Genomic DNA, 19,012 nt, shown 5'->3' with positions numbered 1-19,012 from the left:
GTACTCCAACTGGAGCCGGAGACCCAGTCGAGATGGAGGCGTCTGTTCTCACAGGCAGCCTCAATGTTTCGTGCTCTCACTTCGATAGACGATCGATACGCAGAAAAGCCGTTCAGTCATCGAGCGCACTTCAACCGCCAAATCTGGACGACTGCCTTTGAACACGGACTCTCTGGCGATCCCCGTCAGCGTTTGCATCGCTTCAACTTCAGCAGCCTTCTGATTGGGCAGTCGTAGTCCTTCCTCGTCGGCGAAAAACTCGCGGCCACTCTGGATGTCAAAGAAATAGCGTTCCATAAGAGCACTCCACTTCCGTGCAGGCGGGAGCGCTCTCGGTCTCTCAGTCACCGACGCCTACGGGACAAGCCTCGGCCGGTGATCGGAAGACAATACGCCAGCTCTAACTTGGTTGCCAGAGATTCCGGGGCCAGCCGGGTCTAAGCAGCGGCAACTTGGACAGACTGCCTCCGTAAGCGCCTCAGAATCGAATTCGAGCCATCGGGCATCGACCACCATCACCTGACTTGGTCAACGGATTGTTCCGACGACAAGACTATCAGACCGGTAGCTGCAATTCCGGCGAATGCGCCCATTCATCCAGGTGGCAGGCGACATCGGCCTGACGGGCCTTCTTGATCAGCGCATCCCTTTCTGGTCCCGGCGGGAGCTTGGCGGCCTGGTCAAGAACTTCTTTGGACCACGCTGTTAGTCGCTCCTGCAACGTGAGTTGTTGTTTGAAACGACGTCGCTTCTGCATGGCGTTCATCTCCAAGTTGATGGCGACAACCGGCGATCTGCTCCGGGCAAAGCCGCGGGCTCACGGTGCACATAACGCTACAAAACAGACAGGTTCAAACCATAACAAAGATCAATGTGACCGAAAAAATCTGGCGCAGGCCGCACACAGCAGCTCTCCGTTCTAATGCATCCAGATTCGGCTGGCCGACAGGCCGATACAGAGAGCTTCTTGGTGTCTTGAGCTACTTACTCAATCTACTCTATCTACCCGCAGGAGCGACCTAGGCCGTGTACCCATAAACCCGGCGACGTGAGGTGACTAAGCAATGTCTGCTTTGCCCCTATAGCGACCGACTTCGGGCGGCAGCGCAATATGTCGCGATGGGCCAACTCCGGATCTACGTAACCGGCCCACAACTCCAGCGCACGTGCACACGAAGTCCGAGCAAGGGTCGGGTAGAGAGACCCCCGGCTCGGCGAACTGTGCGCCGCCGCTGGCTCTGGGCCGCAAGCTGGACGTATCTCCGCCAAGTGATTTCGGAACGAAGTGCCTCGGGGCGACTTGGCTCGGTGAAACCGTCGCTCGCCGCCAACCAAACGGCGCATGTCGCGGATAGCCAAAGGTCCACCACCGGACCTGCCGTTCTCCGAGCGCTCGCGCAGACAGCCAACAGTGGCTGTCTCCAGTTCCATAGATTGGGCAGCCGTGCCCGCACACGGAAAGCTGCGGAGGAGCAGGCGCTATTTCTGAATCTCGGCGCCGCATTGGCCGAAGGAGGCTTCGCTATGCCCCATCCCAAGGACATAGACCGCAGCCACAGTCGAGCAATTATGAAAGTGATTGGCCAGCAACTGCGTGCGTCGCTGAAGCTTGAGCCGGAACAACCGGAAAGCTTTAGAGGCCAAATCGAACGGCTGCGGGAATTGGAGGAGCGGTCACCAGCAATTGTTCCCGCTGACGAGGATGGGCAACAACGCGGCTGAGGTCGGCTCTGTTTGAGTTGCTGCCGGCGCGACGGACACCGAAATTACGTGTTTCATGAAGCCGGGGTAAGCTGGAAATTTACTTGCGTTAATGCAGACCAGCCAAAGCGGTGACAGGATGGCTGTGCTGATTTTGGAGGCCGATCCAATCTGCGACGGAGCCAGCATGCCGCGCTACTTCTTCCATATCTCTGATAGCTCTTCGCTGGATGATGCCGGCACTGAGCTCCCCGACATTGCAGCCGCACAAGCTGAAGCCGTGCAAATGAGTGGCCAAATCATCAAACAAGGCTCAATGGGAAATCTGTGGAAGGACATTCCGTGGGAGATGAAGGTAACCGACGGTCCATTACCACACGGCCGGACGCTCTTCGTTCTGCGGTTTGCCGCACTTCAATCTGAGCCTCCCTCCTAAGGGCGTGGTTTGCTGCCGAGAATGCTAACAGCTCCGAGGTCATGTTCCCCCCGGAGTTTTTGTGTTAGCGTATCAGCATTGCTGGCGTTAATGCAGGGTAGCTGGCAACTGAGAGTGTTGTGCTCCCGCCCCAGAACTCGGGTGCTGCAATGCCAAGCAAAATATTGATAAAACGGCTGCAAGCCGTTGTTGGACTCTCCGACGAGGACCGGACCAAGCTCGCGAACATGCCCCATACGGTGAAGGAATTCACTGACGGCGAGTACATCGTTCGTGAAGGAGACAGAGCGTCCCGGTGCGCCATCGTGATGAGCGGGTTTGTGTTTCGTCAGAAGGTCGTCGGCACCCGAGCCCAGATCCTGTCGATCGACCTGGCTGGCGATATGCCGGACCTGCACACTTTGCAGCTACCCGTCATGGACCACAATATTTGCAGTGCGGGTCCATCGACCGTTGGCTTTGTGCCGCACACCTATCTCAATGATATCCTGATTAGCTCTCCCGGACTGGTTCACGCGCTCTGGCGCGAGACCCTTGTCGATGCCGCGATTTACCGCGAATGGATTGCAGGCCTTGCCCGCGACGCGCGCTCACGAGTGGGGCACCTCATCTGCGAGCTTGCGGCGCGACTCGAAGTCGTCGGATTGCTGGAGAACGCCAGCTTTTATCTTCCATTCACCCAGCAGAACATCGCGGATGCCTGCGGTTTGTCCGTCGTGCACATCAATCGGACTATACAGGAGCTAAGACAACTCCGACTCATTGAGTGGGAGAGGCGCACGTTGACGCTGCTCCGACGGAAGGAGCTGGAGGAGCTGGCGGACTTCACGCCAGAGTATCTCCATCTCAGGGATGAAAAACTTTGACAGCCCAAACCTGCGCAATTAGGGGTATTGAACCTTGAACTGAAGCCCTTCCGAGCACATGCGTACTATGCGGCTCGACGCGAGACACGTCTGGACGACACGGCGTTCGGCCCCTACAGGCCCCCGAACGCTAACAGCATAACGAGTCAGCTCTGGGTCATTTTCGACGCATTTGGCAGGGATTGAGGACTGGTTGATGTCCGCTCCTGTCCGTAAGCGCCGTACCAAGAGCGGGCCAGGAGAGTTGCGTTTGGCCGGACTGCCGTGATTCAAGGTCCCGAACTGGGGACTCGAATCATGCGCTACGAACTCGCCGACCATGAATGGACCGCCATCAAGCCGATGCTGCCGAACAAGCCGCGTGGCGTTCCTCGGGTGAACGACAGTCGGGTCCTGAATGGCATTTTCTGGGTCCTCCGATCAGGAGCACCCTGGCGTGATCTGCCGACGGCGTTTGGCCCATACACCACTTGCTACAACCGTTTCGTTAGGTGGCGGCGGGCCAATGTTTGGGGCCGCATCATAGAAGCGCTTGCCACTGCCCATGATGCCGCTGTCCAAATGATCGACACCTCCATTGTCCGCGTGCATCAGCATGGAGCCTGCATCACAAGGAACCAGCGCCAATCGATGGGAAGGTCCCGCGGCGGCTTGACGAGCAAAATCCATGCGATGGTCGATGGCAATGGTCTGCCGGTACGGCTGGCGCTGAGCCCGGGTGAGGCCCATGACGTTCGACTCGCCGGAAAACTGCTGTCTCGTCTGAAATCCGGGTCGATGCTGCTTGCTGACCGTGGGTATGATGCGGACTGGGATCAGGGAGCTTGCCATGAAGAAGGGCGCGTGGGCCAACATCCCGCCGAAAAGCAATCGCAGCGATCCGATTTGCTTCAGCCCTTATCTCTATCGTGCTCGCAACCAGGTCGAGCGGTTCTTCAACAGGATCAAACAATGTCGTCGGGTGGCGACGCGCTACGATAGGCTCGCCGCCAACTACCTCGCATTCATTCAACTCGCGTCAATCCGGCTATGGCTGCGCCTTAATGAGTCCGCGTCCTAAGTCGTTGCAGGCATGCTGAACTCAAAAATTGTCTCTTTGCCGCTCGAGACGACCTTAAGCGTCCCGTCATGGGCTCGCGCAATCTCGGATGCGATGTAGAGGCCGAGACCTAAACCTTGCTGGCTGGGACGGTCGCCGCGGGTGTAAGGCAGAAACAGGCTTTGCATCGCCTTGTCCGAGATCGGCGTACCGTAATTTGTCACCCTGAGGGTAAATCTTCCATCGCTCGTCCTTGCCGAAACAATGATTGGCTTGTCGATGTCGCCATAGGTGACCGCATTCCCGAGTAAATTGGAGAACAATTGGCTGATCTTGATGCGATCGCATCGAACCGGCTCGTTTAGGGCAATATCGGTCTCGATGTTAAGGCTTGGCCACGCCAGACGCATTTCGTTGATGACGTGTTCGATCACGGGGGTCAGTGGCTCGTTTGCGTCGGGCCTGATCGTCAATCCGCCGCCGAGGCGGCCGCGGGCAAAATCCATGATGTTGTCCACCAGACCCGCCATTCGCATCACGGATTTCTGGATTGATGCGACGATGTCGGGCGCTCGCTCGCTATTCGCATTCTTGAGGAGAACACGCATGCCGCCGGCTATTGACGCCAGCGGATTGCGGAGGTCGTGTCCCAGCACGCCGATAAATTGCTCGCGCAGCTCCGACGTCTTCCGTTCGTCAAGAAGATCGGCTCGGGTGCTTTTCAGGTCCGCTTCGGCAGACTGCCGCCCCACCTCACTGGCCAGCAGGCTTTCTGACCTCTTGGCAAGGTCGGCCTGAGATTGCTCGAAGCGCTCGTTGAGATCCAAATGCGCAGCGATCAATTCCCCAAAAAGCCGCAAGCTTTCGACGATCTCAGGTCGATTTAACTCACGCGGTCGCGGATCGATCGCGCAGAGCGTGCCCCAGATGTCTCCGTTCGCACGCTTGATCGGAGCTGAGATGTAGCTCCTGAAGCCATACATGCGTGGCGTCGGGTGATTGCAAAATCTGGAATCCGTCTCGACGTCATCGATGACAACCAGTTCGCCGTGGCCGCGAATTTCATTGCAGATCGTCGTTTCGACGTGAAGCTCGCTCCCTTCCACGAGGCCGAAATCTATGCTGTCGCGAACAGCACAGCACAACCAGCGATCGCTGGTCACCCTGGCGACCGCTACGAAGCCCATGCCCGTTAAGCGGGTTACGGCATCCAAAATTTTCGGAACAGCATTGATTTGCTGAACGGCGGTGATTTCGCCGCTAAGTTCGGTTATCATTGAACTATACTCAGGGGAGCATCTGGGTTCCTGACCCAACTCTGGAAGAGATAGAATGTTCTCGGAACAACGCGAGGCGGGAGCCGTTGCGTGTTGACCTCTAGAGTAAAGTACCCCTATTCGGTGGCTCACAAATTTGTTGTTTTGATAGTCGAGGACGAGTTCCTCATTCGTCTGAACGCGGCTGAGATGGTACGCGAGCTGGGCTACGAGGTCGTAGAGGCCGCCGATGCGGATCACGCAATCGAGCTCCTGGAGAACACCGCCGATATAGCGATCGTATTTACCGATATCCAGATGCCCGGCTCGATGGATGGCCTGGGACTTCTAGCCACCGTTCGCGACCGTTGGCCTCCGATCGCACTGCTGGTCACTTCGGGCCAGGTAGAACCTGCCGTCAAGGATCTTCCCGCCGGAGCCCGCTTCCTGGCCAAGCCCTATGTGCAGAGGCAGCTCGGCCAGCATCTCCATGCTCTCACCGGATGATGGCCAGCCGCCCGTCCCCTGTGTTTTGATTTCGATGCGGGCCTGCGAAGGTTTGGAAAATGGTCAATCACGCAGCGTGCTTAAAGCGTCTATCTGGGTCAGAAGGACAGCTTACACTCTTGCCTTGGCGGGAGTTCCCAATGCCTGGCGAAATTGGCTTCCGCATAGGCGTGATCGTACTCGGGACTATCCCGGTCGTGTTGGTGATCGCCGCCGTTTTTGGAAGTGAACCGCCCGATCCGGAGACGCAATCGACTGCCAATCTACTTTCGGCAGCAATGGACCAAGATTGATCTGGCTCGGTGGTAAGAAGACTGCTATAGCATTGGTATCACCGCGCGCTTAGTGGCTGTTATCGGTGACTGAGAGCTTTGCGCTCCCGCCTCAACCCAGTGAAGGCGGTAAGATGTCAAAATCCGACAAATTCGAAATCCGTGAGTGGCTTGTGCCGCCGCTATTGGTGCCGGTCTTCCTCGCACCGCTGATCGCGGTTGTGGCTATTCTGTAGCTGCAAGCGGTTCAGCAACCATGCGTTCAAAATGCAAATCGAATGCCTGGAGCAAGTTTGGGCCAATGGGAGCCGATAATGGCAAACACCGCAATCATCAGGGATGCCTACGGCGTTCCGGCAATTTTCGTTGGCTCGAAAACAGGCCGGGACGATGCGCCTTTTGTTTTCGTGAGCGTCGGGGGTGAGGAGCGCCGGATGCGCTGCTCTGAGTGGGATGCTCTTCCAATCTGGACCGGCCAGCGTCCTTCTTGGGTCAACAAAGGTGGATCATGACGGGACCTTCGGTGTGAGCAGAACTCGATCCGGTATGCGGACGGCGGCGCTCCTGCTCGCGTCGGGATTAAGCACATCTGCGTTAGCCGCTTCCGTAGCGGAACCGAATTGCAGCGCGATCGAGAGCACCAGTGCCCGGCTCTCCTGTTACGATGCGGCGTTTCCGCCAAAGGCCAAGAAGCCCGCCGAAACCGATAGTGCCCCATCGTCAGGGTACAAGGACCCATTCGTTGCGGAAGAGGCTCGAACCGCCGCAAAGCTGAAGAACATTTGCCGCGGTTGCTGAGCTTCGCCGACCGAGCGGGCGTATCCGATCATGTACGCTCCTATTTGAGGGTTCAATTTGATGACTAACGAGGATGCAAGAGGTCGTCGGACGGGCCGCCAACGAAGGCGAGCCCTTCGTTTGGCGGGTGCGGTGTTGGATGACAGGGCCGACAGCTCCGCGAGCTCGCAGGAGCACCAGATGCGCAAGCAGCGTCTTCTCGACGGGCCCGCGGAGTTTCGGGAAGTTCGAGTCGATCGTTCAGAGAAGACTTCAAGCGACGCTGATTGATCAGCGTTTCTCGCTGCCTACGTGTTGTTTCGTCGCGGAGCGATGACGGTGCATGGAACATCAGGGTATTGAGTATACGGTGGTTCAAACGATCAATCCACCTGGCTGGAAATGGTCGTTTGAGCGAGCCGGTCGGTCATCGAAAACAGGCATCGGCTTCAATCGAGCAGAGGCTATCATCGCAGCTCAACGTGCCATCATCCAATGGCTCAGGGAAAAGCAGCTTCGATCAAATACGCTCGGTCTGCGACCTACCGATTCTTGAATTATCTTTGACCTCGGGCGTTGCCACTCGATGCCGATGAACCTTAGGGCGACACGTCGGGACTAACCTTTGTCGGGATTTTACCCTCACCCTCCCGGGGCTGGTGATCCGCCGCCTGCGCTTTATTTAAGCGGGCGGCGTTTTTTGTTCCCTTTGTCCCAAGCGATGACTCTCTGACAGATGTTTGGGTTTGCTATCGGCGCATCGCCATATATTGCGCTGCCGGCGCGCCTCCACCGGCACAAGGCTGACGTCGCTCGTATCATCGTCGTTCAAGGTCAGCGACCGATCCGTTTCAAGCCACGGGTAAAGCACCTCATGGTGCACAGGTGTGGTCTGGTCTCCGCAAACTTCTGCATTTTTCTGCTCGGCAGGCAACCGGCTTCAGGGCTTTGTAGAAGTGATGGGGGCCGAGAGGTCGAGCTGTCTTTCTATTCTAAATTCCGAGCCCGCGTTTTCGGCCAAATTGCCAGGAAATGTCATCGCCACGCATGATGCCGACGACCTCTCGGCCGATTTCCTTCTCAATAGCCGGGCGCCACGGTACGAGGCTGAAGCCGAGTCCGCCATCGATCATGGCGAAGCGGCCGCTGGCGAGTTGGGTGGATCCGATCAACTTGCCGCGAATGGTTTGACCATCTTCGATCGCTTGGAAAGCAAGGCCTCGTTCAGCGGCGAGCTTCCGTCCAACTCGCTCGACCTCTCGACGTTCGAGCGTGGGCAGAAGGTCGGCTCTCGCACGGACGCCACCATCGGGCATGCGCCGGGCGTGGCCCCGCCGGATCAATTCGTCCTTCCGCCGTTCCAAGGCGTCCCGCACCTCAGCGCCGAAGCCTCCCTCGGCCAGCATACCGCGGTTGGGATTGACTAATTGCCGGTCGAGCCAAGTAGCGCCGTCGCTGGTCACCTGGCGATCAAGATCGAAGGCCGAGTGGACCCGCAGACTCGTCCGCCGGCCAACGCCGGCCTCATAGGCCTGTGCGCGGGCTTCGAGATCGTCCGGTATAATCCAACGGTCGGGACCTGCCCGCTCGACGATGCCGGCCCGGCGCAACGCCTCCAGGCGGCGGATGTGGCTTTCGACATAGGCCTGATAGTCGCCGCCGGGAACACGCACGTGACCTGCCTCGGCAAGCGCCCGATGCTCGTTCGGGTGGTACTCGCCGGTGCCTCTCGCAAGCTCAGCGATATTGCGGTCGGCGGGACGTGGGCCGGCCGGCGCGCGCCCAATCTCGACGATCGCGCCGATCCTCGCCTCGTCGGCAATCGCAGCGTCCCTCAAGGCCACGTGGTGGACGCGTCCGTCGATGCCATCGACGATGATTCCGACCCTATCGGCGAGCTCATCAGCCAGCTCCTTGCCGATGACCCTGCCGATCACCGGGGCCGATGTCGTATCGCCGTGGAGGAGGATGTTCTCTGCGCCTCGTGCTTGCCCCCGCGCGGCGAGGGAACGGTTGATGGACTTGATGATATCGCCGCGTTCGCCAAGCTCTCTCAATGCCGGCTCGAGCCGATCGGACAGGTGCCAGACGCCGGGTTCAATCTCCCTTGCCAATCCGAAGCGCCCCAGCACCTGCAATCGTCCGATCCGGAGCGTCCGATCGAAGTCGGCGTGGCGCTGACCGGCGTCCGGCCGCAGGTCGAGGAAGCCATTATCGGCCGCCCCCACCATCGCGCGATCAATGCGGGTGAAGCGCTCGGCGGCGATCTCCGCCTGAAGCTTCGTCCGCACCTCAATATCCGTCTCAGGTCCTAGCTCTAGGGTCGCCCGGTCCTGGGCGCGGAGCCGCAACCCATCCGTGATGTAGTCCTGGGCGATAATGAGATCCTTACCGAGATCGTCCTTGCCCCGGATCACGATATGGCTGTGAGGATGGCCGGTGTTGAAGTGGTCGACCGCGACCCAATCGAGGCTCGTGCCGAGATCCTCTTCCATTTGCCGCATCACGTCCCTCGTGAAGCCATGGAGATCGGACAGACGATCGCCGTCCTCGGGAACCACGATGAAGCGGAATTGGTGGCGGTCCTCGCGCCCCTGCTCGACGAAGGCCCGGCCATCCACCCGCTCGTCATCCGGTCCATAGAGCTGACCTCGCCCGCCGTCGCGGGTCGTCCCATCGCGCTGGAGGTAGTTGAGATGCGCATGGGCAGCTCTGCTGCCGATCTTCAACCGGACGATCCGTGCCTTGACCACGACACGGCGCATACGCTGGCTCGCGTCCCGCTGCCCCGCCGCCAACTTCAATCGATCGGCCGCGGCTTGGCCCCGACCGATCCGCGAGCAACGACCTTTTTTGGGACGCGTCGACCGCGAAGGACCTCTGTTCTTGCCGCGCGACTGTCCCGGCGTCAGGGGGCCTCCATTGGCCTTCACGGCAGCCTTCATGACCTGCGCGAAGAACGACTTCGGCCGCCGCGCGCTGCCTCCTCTGTCACGGATGCGGCCGGGGCGGGGGCGGAAATCTGATTTGTCGTCGCGGCTCATGCAAGCGATGTCGCAGCCTGCGTCCTCGAACGCAATCATCGGCATGCCGCCATCGCATCAACGGCAGCAAAAACAAGGAATTGGCGGATTCAGCGCCCCCGCTCTGGCGACATCGGCTCTAAAACCAGTGTGCAGACAAGGGCTTCGAGCAAACGCTAGTTTGCTTTAATCTTGCCCTCCACCGTAGCTTCGCCGATCATGCGCCAATCCACGCTAGATCACGACTGCCATTCGAAAGAAAGTCTCAGCATCTGTGAGATTGATCGCGCAATGCCAAGCAATATCTCGACGTTGAGAGTACGTCTTCGCCAATACGAGTACATTCCTAGTGATCCGCAACGATCGAGTAATCAACGTAGGTCTCGCGATCTCCAACTGCACACATCCGGTTTTCCTTTCGCAAATTCGTAGCGCCAATCCGCGTCTCCGAGCTGCGAGGCAAATGCTCTAGCGGAAGCCAACGTCTGTCAACAAACAGTGTTGCGCCGGCAACATTCTGGCATCAACGACGCAGCGCAAAAGTCGGCGCGGAGCGTATACGGTTGTTGTCGGATGTCGTATAGCGATTGTTCGCACGGCCAAGACCCTGCCCAGGCCATGCCGCCGCCTCGGATGTTCACGAATGCTTCGATCGCCGGTAGGAGCACGCATGTGGTCATCGTGGTGGCGGCAAGATCTCCCCGTTGATCGCTTGGCCGCGCGATTTCCGGGCAGCGGGCGCGGTCAATGACGCGCTCACTTGGGAGCGCGCCGCGAAGCGGTCGAAGATCATTGACCGCGACCGTTGCCCGGAACACGATGGCTCGCTTGCGGTCAGCAAGTGGTGGTGAACCACTTGCAGCGCTGCGAGCCGGGCAGGCGAAAACCACCCGCTTCGCCGAGCGGACGCCCACCCAAAGTAGCTCAGTCCTACATGACAGACGCAAGTGAGACTGTATCCCAGGATCGTCCTGACGGTGGGACAAACGGAAGCCACTCCGCCGTTCGCTTGTCATCGTGCGCTATGCTGCGAAGGCCGCCACCATCGATTGCGCCGGCGCTCCCATTGCATTCCCTAGCGGGATGGCTCGCAACGATCCGCATCGAACCAAGCGCAAGCTGCCGACAACAGCGCAAGGCAGCGCGGCCGCCGGCCCCCTTCCGTCGACCTGCGATGGCGGTGATGACCCAGTCTGCGAAACCATCGCTGTCGTCGACGACTTACCGACAAAGATCGCCATATCTTCGCGCGAATTGGACGTCATTGACGCGTTCTTGGGACCGCTGCTCGATGACCTGCTCAAATGATTTCGACTCGCGAAGGAGCCGTTCGTGAATTTGCAAATGTCCATCCCCTCGCGTGCTGCACTCTACCTGCGAGTCTCGACCATGAGGCAGGCCGAAGTCGATCTCTCGATCCCTGACCAACGCTCGCAGACAGCCTCCTATTGTGAACGGCAAGGGTGGCAGGTCATCGCGGAGTATGTCGAGCCCGGCGCATCTGCGATGGACGACCAGCGCCCGGAATTCCAGCGCATGATTGAGCGCGCGTCCGACGACGATCGGCCCTTCGACGTTATCGTGGTGCACAGCTTCAGCCGTTTCTTCCGCGACGCGTTCGGGCTTGAGATGTACATCCGCCGGCTGGCCAAGTACGGGGTTCGGCTAGTGTCGATCACCCAGGAGTTGGGCGATGATCCCTCGCAAGTGATGATGCGGCAGGTGATCGCGCTGTTCGACGAATATCAGAGCCGCGAGAACGCCAAGCATGTGCTGCGAGCGATGAAGGAGAACGCTCGTCAGGGCTTTTACAACGGCTCTCGCGTGCCACTCGGCTACACCGTCGCGGACGTCGAGAAACGTGGACACCGGACAAAAAAGCGCCTCATCATCGACCCTGTCGAAGCAGAGACTGTGCGGTTGATCTTCAAGCTCTACCTCAACGGTGAAGCAACGAGTGGGCCTCTTGGCGTCAAGGAGATTGCCAAAACCTTGAACACACGCGGCATGCGAACGCGGCTCGGCGCGCGCTTTGGCGTGGGGCCGGTGCACAAGATCCTGACCAATCCAATCTATATCGGCGAGTGGCGCTTCAACCGGCGCCATGCAAAAACCGGACGCGAGAAACCGGTCACGGAAATCATCGCCGTGGAGGTGGCGTCCATCATCGAGCGCGCCGCCTTCGACGAAGTCCAGCGCACGCTCGTCGCGCGCAATCCACGAACGACGCCGCCAAGGGTGACCACGGGACCGATTCTACTGACGGGGCTCGCGCACTGCGCTAGTTGCGGCAGCGCCATGACGATGCGCAGCGGAACCTCCAAAACCGGGCGAGTTTATCGATACTACTCCTGCTCAGCTGCTGCACGTATGGGCAAGACCGCGTGTAAGGGGCGGTCGATCCCAATGGACAAGCTAGACCAGTTGGTGACCAGCCATATTGCCGATCGTCTGCTGGTTCCAGATCGTATCACCGCTCTCCTTGCGGAAATCGTTCAGAAGCGAGCGGTGGCCGGTGGCGAAGTCCAGGACCGCATCGACCAATTGTCACGGCAGGCAAGGGCCGCTGAGGAAAAGCTCCGGCGCCTCTATGCCCTGGTCGAAGATGGCATCACGGATCTGGACGAGGTCCTGAAAGCTCGTCTTGCCGATATCAAGGCAGATCGAGATCAGGCGCAAAGCGCGCTTGACCGGATCAAAAGCCGAGCGTCAACCGCGTGCATCGACCGGAGCAAAATCGAACGCTTCGGCTCCCTGATGCGCGAAAGCATAACCGCGGGCAGCGTTCCGTTCCGCAAATCCTATCTGCGCTCACTGATTGATGCGGTCGAGGTTGATGACCGCGTCATCCGTCAAAAACGACCCTCGAACAAGCCATTATGGCCAGCGATCAACCGGAAAGGAGGGTTCGCGGTTTTGTACGCAAATGGCGCTCCCTAGGGGAATCGAACCCCTGTTTCAGCCTTGAGAGGGCTGGACATACTTCCCGCCTTGGTTCGCAGTCGTTCGTCATAATATAGCCTTGTCAACAGCTTATATAGAAGTCATTCGTCGTCGATCGGCTTTGTACGCCGATGCTTATTCGACGGATATTCGACGACTCCGGGTTCGTACGCCATGACAAAGACGCTCGCTGAGGCCCAGATCACGACTGCCAAGGCGCGCTCGAAACTGGAGCTTGGCGTACATTGGCGCCGCCTCGACGCCGAAGCGCATCTTGGCTATCGCAAGGGCAAGCGGAGCGGCGTTTGGTTCGTGCGCTGGCGCAATCACCATGATGGAGCCAACTACAAGCAGGCGCCGGTCGGCATCGCCAACGACGTCAACGACAAACGTGCCGAAGGCACGCTGACTTTCGAGCAGGCGGTGACACGAGCGCGGGAACACATCACCCGGTCCAGAATAGAAGCGGCGGCCCAAGCCGCCGGACCGGCCCCCACCGTGCGGACTGCTGTGGAGACATATATCAGGGAACGTAATGCCCGTGATAGCCGAAGGGCCGGTCGCGAGGTTCGATCCGATGCTGGTCACCGCTTGCGGCGTTACGTTCTTGGTCAAGAGGAGCGCGGTAGCCAGGAAGCCATTGAGACCGCCTCGCTCGCCGCAGTGCACCTGCACGCGCTACGGGAAGATGATCTTTTGACGTGGCGCGAGGACCTTCCTGTAGAATTGAAGGCGACGACAAAACAGCGGCTCATAAATGACCTGAAGGCTGGGCTGAATGCAGCATGGCCCCGCCTGTCGGCGGAGCAAAAGAAGCTGAATCCAACCTTCCCATCAATTGTGAAAGACGGGTTTAAAGCTGAGCGCATCGATGATGATGATGAGACATCAGTCGCCCGAGACAACCAAGTCCTTACGGATGCGCAAATAGGCACCTTACTTCGAGCCGCGCGCGAGATCGACGAGGAGCAGGGATATGAAGGCGACCTACATCGCATTGTCGTGTGCCTTGCAGCCACGGGCGCGCGATTTGCTCAGGCAAGGCGGATGCGCGTAAGTGATGCACAACGGCAAGAGCAGCGCTTGATGATACCAGGTTCCTACAAGGGGCGTGGTGGCAACGGTGGCTCCGTTCCAGTTCCAGTGGGCGAAGATGTCATCGAAGTCCTCTTGCCAGCCATTTTAGATCGCTCAAAAGAGGCGCCATTGTTCGAGCGATGGAGCTACGTGCAGGAGGTCGGCAGCATCGTTTGGAGAAAGTCAGAACGCGGTCCTTGGAAGACGGCAGAACTTACTCGTCCGTGGCACGCCATCCGCGATCGCGCAGCACTACCAGAAGCCATTCCTTATGCGTTGCGACATTCCAGCATCGTTCGCGGCTTACGAAACCGACTCCCTATTCAACACGTTGCTAAGCTGCACAACACTTCCGTGGAAATGATCGAGCGGCACTACGCGAAATATATCTCAACGGCATTGGAAGATCTCGCGCGGGCGGCAGTTATCCCCCTGGTCCCGCGCCACGGCGAAAATTCGGTTGGGCTCGGATGATCAATAAGACGCGCTCGCCAGCGTTTGTTCGGCGTCCCAATCGACCTCGCTTCACTCCATTTGACTGACCATGCCGGGGCGGGGAGTAGTCAGAGTATCGAAGCGCGCGATCCCCCGAACATCGAGGTGCTTGCTCCGTGTCGGCTACGTCAACGATCGCTTCGGCAAGCTGTGCAGGCAGGACATCAAGCGTCCGGAGGTCCCGGTCCTTCCAAAACGGTCTCGCCCGTCGAAAGAGCGGACCGAAAACGCGCGAGTAAGACTGAGACCCATTGGCTGCGCAGCCAAAGTGACGTGTCAAGAGAAGGCCAATAGCGGCGGTTGCTCATGCCAATACGGCCGTGCCTAGGAATGCGACGAGCGATCGCACTATCACCAAGCGACGGCGTCCAACCCGTTGTAGTGATGACTTGGCCGGCACCTATCAGCTCGTAAAGTTTTGTGCGCCCCAAGCCGGTCGGTTCGCAGGCTTCATCGATCGTACAGCTGAGCCGCTCAGAGAATGGAACTGGCTTCGGCTCTCTGTTTCGCAGTCACGGCAGCGCATCTCGACTTCTGCCTTCCGTCGTTATCCGATCGACCGCCCATCATAATCCCTCCTTGTCCCGAATGCAGACGCCTAGATAATCCGGGGTTGCAAGAAAGCACCGGCTCTTACAAAGCGCAACAAGAGCAAGACTTCAACATGTTCGCAGGATCGCCTGGATGAGCCGCGGCTATTTCAATCCAGCCATCTCACCTGTACGTCCAAATTCGGCAAATACGGGCACACGCAACGAAACGGTACAATAAAGCGTGAACAGTCAGATGAGATATAGACCTCGAGAATAGGCGCTTGATGTAACCCTTGTTCATCGCGTCCACGGCTCCCTCCGAAACCAACTATGAGGACATGACTTACTTAGACGCCGCACGGCCCCAAGGCTCATAGAAGCAAGAGTTTCGGTGTGGCACGTAGCGACCCTATAAGCCCAACGTGATCATGGCGGGGAGAGCGGCACGTTCTGCAACTACATTGCGGCGGGAATGCCGGCCTGAGCTTGTTTCGGCTCAAGTTTTGCGGAGGTTTACCACCATAGTCGACGAAAATGGGCGGCGCGCCGTCAGCTCGCCGCAGCCTCATGTCTCGCATTCCCAGCCGCCTTGCGCGACCAGCGAATTGCGCTTGCCAAGCGGCACAAGCGCTGAAAAGCAAGGAGAGCAGTCGCCCATGAAACCGTCGCAAGCCCTATATCGCTTGACAGCGTAGGCGAGTGCTCATCGTGCCACGCGCATGCCCCAAAGGCAAAGAGGGTCAAAGCACAAAGTTCGTTTGGACCCGGGTGCTCTCGCATGTGGAAGGGTCTCCGTAGCTCTAACGGAACTAAACTACCTGTGAAATGCGATATTGTAAAGGAGAGTACATCAAATAGCCTATCGCTCTAGCTTAGTTAACTAATCTGTTATTGAAGACCGGCTGACGAAAACGCGAAGATTGGCCATGAAGCCAAACGAACGCGTCAGGACGGGGTCTTTGGAATGGGGCAACGAACGTCGGAACACTCGCGTTGTGGCCGCCGCCAGAGCCGGGCGGCGGCCAAGTCAGGGAGCAGCAGACAACCGGCCAGCCAGCGGAGCTTCAGGAGTTCGCGCTACGGCTCAACTTTGCCCTGATCCCAAAACTGCGCCATCCCATGATCAAACTTTCCAATAGCTCGCAGCACAACGTAGACGCACGATCGGGAGACATTCCTGAGCCACACACCCGAGTTATGTAAGTCGTTCCCTCGCTCGAGATTGCGCCAGTCGGTCTTCAAACGTTCTCTCTCCCAGGCGAGCGGAGCATCCGCTCCGATGAGCAACAGAACCCGGCGAGCTCCCATCGGTCTTCCACCGCCGTCATGCCCAAGCGGCGTTCATTTGTCAGTGACGACTTCGGCTTGCTCTCCACTCTTTTCGACCGAGGCAGCACCCTTTGACGTCGCCTTGGCCCGATGACTTCCACTAGGCTCTTGATCGGTACCGCCGACATCGCTGTCCTCGCCGTCGCGAGGCGTCCGGGACCGTAAAAAGACTCGATCAGCCAAACGGGCCACACAAAGGCTGCACATGGCGATCATGATGGTGTCAATGTAACGTGAACAGCATCCCGGCTGCCGACAATCTCTCGTCCAAGGGTCCGCACCGCGTCGGTAACGTGAGAGAGCGGAAACGAGTGTGAACAAAGCTCCCGAAGTGCGTCCCCTTCTTGCCTGATCATATTGATTGCCATCTCGGTTGACTGCCATCCCGCGCTCAGGACGCCGACGAGTTCGATTTCACTTAGAACAACCTTATCGATGGGTAGACCATTCAGCTTGTTCTGGCCTTTGAGACCTGCCAACACGACCCTTCCACCACGCTTTACCATGTCGATTGCCTGCAACACAGGCGCCATTGCTCCTGATGAAACGTCTAGAACGACATCGGCAAGTCGGCCATCTGTGAGCTCGATAACTCGCTGAACCGGATTGTCTTCTTCCACATTAATGGTGGCCGTCGCCCCCAATTTCGCGGCTAGTGCCAGTCGTTCTGCATCCGCGCGTGTTCCTGCCACGATGATATTCGCAGCGCCTGCCTTCTTCGCCGTTGCGACCGCGAGGAGTCCTCGTTGCCCAGGGCCTTCGATGACGACAGTCGAACCCATTCCGACCCTTCCGATTTCGTACGCCCAGCGGATCGCGTTCGACAAGGGGTTTACCAGCGTCATCAAATCCGTCGGGATGTTTGAGGGCAGTCTGTGGACCATCGTGCGCGGATGCAAATAGGTATGCGTAGCGTATCCGCCCCAAAGCGAAGGGGCGACATTGGTGCTCTGATAGAGCCCATATCCCAAATCCGTCTGGCACCGGGTATAGGCGCCCCGAACGCAATCCTCACAATGGCCGCAGGGGATGATCGGTTCGATGGCGACACGATCTCCCTCTTTCACGTTCCACAGCTTGGAGGCCTTCGGTCCCACTCGCTCGATGAACCCCATGATTTCGTGCCCGGGGATGATCGGCATACCACCGCCCCAATCTTTCAAATGCCCGAGCCATTGGTCATAGTCCGTTCCGCAAAGCCCACATGCCTCGACACGCAGGAGGGCATCGTCGTCGGCGATCTCAGGGATCTTGAACTCGCGAAACTGAAAGCTCTTCGGGCTTTCGAGAACGGCTGCGAGCGCTTTGGCCATAAAACACCTCAGATAGACGATAGAGCTTTGTGCAAAGGAGCGACTGCTTTCGCAGTTTTAACTCACGCGTTTCAAGCGGCCCACGAGCCACTTCCATACCAACCTGACTGAGCTCACGAGCACGGGACTTCCCTCACCCACCGAGCACCCGCACGGCAGCCAATGCCCTTTACGAATGCTCTCGTAGTACCAACCTTCGTCGTGGTGCGAGACTTCAGTAACCTTCATGGTAGTTTCGCCAGGTTCGTAAGCTCTGACGGAGAGATCGGTGAATTCGCGAGTATCATCCGCTTCGCCTCGCGTAGTTCACGAGGATTGTTGAAGGCTGCGATCGCACTGAGACGCTGGTCCGCGACAAAAAACTGCACGAAGCGGCCGGCGTCGCGGTCGCCCTTCACGTAAATCTCGTCAGCGCGGCCCGGTATCCCCAAGAGCTGAAAATTGAGGTCGAACTGGTCGGACCAGAACCACGGAAGTTCGCGGTATCTCCCATCCTCATCAAGCATGGCCTTAGCAGCCGCGATTCCCTGATTCTGAGCGTTGTGCCACGTTTCAAGACGGTGTCGCAGTCCCACTCGATCTACCGGGTGGCTTGCGACGTCTCCGGCAGCAAAGATATAGGGATCGGAGGTACGGGTGGTCTCGTCCACAACGATTCCGTTGTCTACACTAAGTCCGCAGCCGACGGCGAGCTCAACATTCGGTTCTACTCCCACCCCGACGATCACAGTTGTGGTGTGCACAGGCTCGCCGTCAGCAAAACTCGCCCGCTCGACGGCGCCGTTACCCTCGAACGCAATGAGCTTTGTATTAAGCCGTACCTCTACTCCGCGACTAGCGTGTAGTTCCTGGAAGTACGCAGCGGTCGCTTTGGGCAGCGATCGCCCGCACAATTGATCGCCCGCTTCCACGAGCGTCACCCGCACGCCCAGACCGATAGCGGCCGCAGCTACCTCCAATCCGATCCAGCCACCACCCACGACAAGGACATGGGTGGCCGCTCCGAGCGATTGACGAATACGAGCGCTGTCCTCAATTGTGCGAAGATAATGGATCCCTTTGAGATCCGCCCCGGGCATAGACAGCTTTCTGGGCCGGGCGCCAGTGGTCAGCAGCAGCCGGTCATACGGGATCTTTTCTCCATTCCGGAGCACAAGCTCATGTCCCGACCGGTCGATCGCTGCCGCGGTGGATGCTCTACGCACATCAATGTCCGATCCGCGGAGCTTCTCCATCGAGAACAGATAGGTGCATGCTGGGTCCTTACCCGAGACGAGAAAGTCCTTCGAGAGCGGGGGACGTTCATACGGCGGATGGTCCTCCTGGCCAACAAGTACGATCCGGCCAGCGAAACCGCGTTCGCGGAGCGTTCGGGCGGCCCACCCTCCAGCCTGTCCCGCTCCCACGATAACGAATTGCTGACCGTTTCGCGTCGTTTGCATACC

Annotated in this window: 17 protein-coding genes and 1 tRNA gene; 11 read left to right on the top strand and 7 right to left on the bottom strand. The window is 58.6% G+C overall.

Annotated elements, in window-relative coordinates:
- Positions 1 to 60: 60 nt before the first annotated feature.
- On the bottom strand, positions 61 to 297 hold the full coding sequence (locus ACWAT4_RS07795; protein ID WP_014491583.1) for a DUF6894 family protein: 237 nt from the start codon (positions 295 to 297) through the stop codon (positions 61 to 63).
- A 259-nt stretch (positions 298 to 556) separates the two neighbouring features.
- Complete coding sequence (locus ACWAT4_RS07790) at positions 557 to 757, bottom strand: hypothetical protein (RefSeq protein WP_014491584.1); 201 nt, start codon at positions 755 to 757, stop codon at positions 557 to 559.
- A 767-nt stretch (positions 758 to 1,524) separates the two neighbouring features.
- Between ACWAT4_RS07790 and ACWAT4_RS07785 the strand changes: the two genes are divergently transcribed.
- The 5 genes from ACWAT4_RS07785 to ACWAT4_RS07765 all read left to right on the top strand — a co-directional run bounded on the left by ACWAT4_RS07785 (position 1,525) and on the right by ACWAT4_RS07765 (position 4,063).
- A complete protein-coding gene (locus tag ACWAT4_RS07785; protein WP_128968234.1) occupies positions 1,525 to 1,722 on the top strand; it encodes a hypothetical protein in 198 nt (65 codons plus the stop codon).
- A gap of 118 nt (positions 1,723 to 1,840) precedes the next feature.
- On the top strand, positions 1,841 to 2,137 hold the full coding sequence (locus ACWAT4_RS07780; protein WP_449730236.1) for a DUF6894 family protein: 297 nt from the start codon (positions 1,841 to 1,843) through the stop codon (positions 2,135 to 2,137).
- Between the two features lie 149 nt (positions 2,138 to 2,286).
- The gene (locus ACWAT4_RS07775) at positions 2,287 to 3,003 is read left to right on the top strand and encodes a Crp/Fnr family transcriptional regulator (protein WP_449730235.1); all 717 of its coding nucleotides are present in this window, start codon (positions 2,287 to 2,289) and stop codon (positions 3,001 to 3,003) included.
- Between the two features lie 297 nt (positions 3,004 to 3,300).
- Complete coding sequence (locus ACWAT4_RS07770; protein ID WP_449730234.1) at positions 3,301 to 3,984, top strand: IS5 family transposase; 684 nt, start codon at positions 3,301 to 3,303, stop codon at positions 3,982 to 3,984.
- Positions 3,965 to 4,063 (top strand): hypothetical protein, encoded by a 99-nt coding sequence (locus tag ACWAT4_RS07765; protein ID WP_244659486.1) that lies wholly within the window; start codon positions 3,965 to 3,967, stop codon positions 4,061 to 4,063. The genes ACWAT4_RS07770 and ACWAT4_RS07765 overlap by 20 nt, the downstream gene beginning before the upstream one ends.
- Here ACWAT4_RS07765 and ACWAT4_RS07760 read toward each other — a convergent pair.
- Complete coding sequence (locus ACWAT4_RS07760) at positions 4,060 to 5,319, bottom strand: GAF domain-containing sensor histidine kinase (RefSeq protein WP_028160170.1); 1,260 nt, start codon at positions 5,317 to 5,319, stop codon at positions 4,060 to 4,062. The genes ACWAT4_RS07765 and ACWAT4_RS07760 overlap by 4 nt on opposite strands.
- A 90-nt stretch (positions 5,320 to 5,409) precedes the next feature.
- Between ACWAT4_RS07760 and ACWAT4_RS07755 the strand changes: the two genes are divergently transcribed.
- The 3 genes from ACWAT4_RS07755 to ACWAT4_RS07745 all read left to right on the top strand — a co-directional run bounded on the left by ACWAT4_RS07755 (position 5,410) and on the right by ACWAT4_RS07745 (position 6,589).
- On the top strand, positions 5,410 to 5,805 hold the full coding sequence (locus ACWAT4_RS07755) for a response regulator (RefSeq protein ID WP_449730233.1): 396 nt from the start codon (positions 5,410 to 5,412) through the stop codon (positions 5,803 to 5,805).
- A 140-nt stretch (positions 5,806 to 5,945) separates the two neighbouring features.
- Positions 5,946 to 6,098, top strand: coding sequence for a hypothetical protein (locus ACWAT4_RS07750; RefSeq protein ID WP_194464264.1), 153 nt, complete (start codon positions 5,946 to 5,948; stop codon positions 6,096 to 6,098).
- A 293-nt stretch (positions 6,099 to 6,391) separates the two neighbouring features.
- Entirely contained in the window at positions 6,392 to 6,589 is a 198-nt protein-coding gene (locus tag ACWAT4_RS07745; RefSeq protein ID WP_080669694.1) for a hypothetical protein, read from the top strand.
- Positions 6,590 to 7,846: 1,257 nt separating this feature from the next.
- Here the strand turns inward: ACWAT4_RS07745 and ACWAT4_RS07740 are convergent.
- A complete protein-coding gene (locus tag ACWAT4_RS07740; protein ID WP_449730232.1) occupies positions 7,847 to 9,583 on the bottom strand; it encodes a DUF3363 domain-containing protein in 1,737 nt (578 codons plus the stop codon).
- 1,311 nt (positions 9,584 to 10,894) lie between these two features.
- Here ACWAT4_RS07740 and ACWAT4_RS07735 point away from each other — a divergent pair.
- Together ACWAT4_RS07735 and ACWAT4_RS07730 are read left to right on the top strand one after the other, a co-directional pair.
- A complete protein-coding gene (locus ACWAT4_RS07735) occupies positions 10,895 to 11,185 on the top strand; it encodes a hypothetical protein (protein WP_449730231.1) in 291 nt (96 codons plus the stop codon).
- Between the two features lie 81 nt (positions 11,186 to 11,266).
- A complete protein-coding gene (locus ACWAT4_RS07730; RefSeq protein WP_449730230.1) occupies positions 11,267 to 12,817 on the top strand; it encodes a recombinase family protein in 1,551 nt (516 codons plus the stop codon).
- Here the strand turns inward: ACWAT4_RS07730 and ACWAT4_RS07725 are convergent.
- Positions 12,805 to 12,874: transfer RNA gene (locus ACWAT4_RS07725), tRNA-Glu, on the bottom strand. The two genes, ACWAT4_RS07730 and ACWAT4_RS07725, sit on opposite strands and share 13 nt — an antisense overlap.
- Before the next feature lie 120 nt (positions 12,875 to 12,994).
- Between ACWAT4_RS07725 and ACWAT4_RS07720 the strand changes: the two genes are divergently transcribed.
- The gene (locus tag ACWAT4_RS07720) at positions 12,995 to 14,371 is read left to right on the top strand and encodes a tyrosine-type recombinase/integrase (RefSeq protein WP_449730229.1); all 1,377 of its coding nucleotides are present in this window, start codon (positions 12,995 to 12,997) and stop codon (positions 14,369 to 14,371) included.
- A gap of 2,095 nt (positions 14,372 to 16,466) precedes the next feature.
- Here ACWAT4_RS07720 and ACWAT4_RS07715 read toward each other — a convergent pair.
- Together ACWAT4_RS07715 and ACWAT4_RS07710 are read right to left on the bottom strand one after the other, a co-directional pair.
- Positions 16,467 to 17,567 (bottom strand): zinc-dependent alcohol dehydrogenase, encoded by a 1,101-nt coding sequence (locus tag ACWAT4_RS07715; protein ID WP_449730228.1) that lies wholly within the window; start codon positions 17,565 to 17,567, stop codon positions 16,467 to 16,469.
- A 224-nt stretch (positions 17,568 to 17,791) separates the two neighbouring features.
- A complete protein-coding gene (locus ACWAT4_RS07710) occupies positions 17,792 to 19,009 on the bottom strand; it encodes an NAD(P)/FAD-dependent oxidoreductase (RefSeq protein ID WP_449730227.1) in 1,218 nt (405 codons plus the stop codon).
- Positions 19,010 to 19,012: the final 3 nt, after the last annotated feature.

This window comes from Bradyrhizobium sp. T-1 (genome assembly GCF_053592855.1).
The sequence above is the reverse complement of the archived record's forward strand: the minus strand, read 5'-3'. Positions and strand labels throughout refer to the sequence as shown.

Bases quoted from the DNA above. Each gene is read 5' to 3' on its own strand.
- ACWAT4_RS07710 (WP_449730227.1), bottom strand. From the start codon at position 19,009: ATGCAAACGACGCGAAACGGTCAGCAATTCGTTATCGTGGGAGCGGGA.
- ACWAT4_RS07715 (WP_449730228.1), bottom strand. From the start codon at position 17,567: ATGGCCAAAGCGCTCGCAGCCGTTCTCGAAAGCCCGAAGAGCTTTCAG.
- ACWAT4_RS07790 (WP_014491584.1), bottom strand. From the start codon at position 757: ATGCAGAAGCGACGTCGTTTCAAACAACAACTCACGTTGCAGGAGCGA.
- ACWAT4_RS07780 (WP_449730236.1), top strand. From the start codon at position 1,841: ATGGCTGTGCTGATTTTGGAGGCCGATCCAATCTGCGACGGAGCCAGC.
- ACWAT4_RS07730 (WP_449730230.1), top strand. From the start codon at position 11,267: ATGAGGCAGGCCGAAGTCGATCTCTCGATCCCTGACCAACGCTCGCAG.
- ACWAT4_RS07745 (WP_080669694.1), top strand. From the start codon at position 6,392: ATGGCAAACACCGCAATCATCAGGGATGCCTACGGCGTTCCGGCAATT.
- ACWAT4_RS07720 (WP_449730229.1), top strand. From the start codon at position 12,995: ATGACAAAGACGCTCGCTGAGGCCCAGATCACGACTGCCAAGGCGCGC.
- ACWAT4_RS07760 (WP_028160170.1), bottom strand. From the start codon at position 5,319: ATGATAACCGAACTTAGCGGCGAAATCACCGCCGTTCAGCAAATCAAT.
- ACWAT4_RS07775 (WP_449730235.1), top strand. From the start codon at position 2,287: ATGCCAAGCAAAATATTGATAAAACGGCTGCAAGCCGTTGTTGGACTC.
- ACWAT4_RS07770 (WP_449730234.1), top strand. From the start codon at position 3,301: ATGCGCTACGAACTCGCCGACCATGAATGGACCGCCATCAAGCCGATG.
- ACWAT4_RS07785 (WP_128968234.1), top strand. From the start codon at position 1,525: ATGCCCCATCCCAAGGACATAGACCGCAGCCACAGTCGAGCAATTATG.
- ACWAT4_RS07750 (WP_194464264.1), top strand. From the start codon at position 5,946: ATGCCTGGCGAAATTGGCTTCCGCATAGGCGTGATCGTACTCGGGACT.
- ACWAT4_RS07795 (WP_014491583.1), bottom strand. From the start codon at position 297: ATGGAACGCTATTTCTTTGACATCCAGAGTGGCCGCGAGTTTTTCGCC.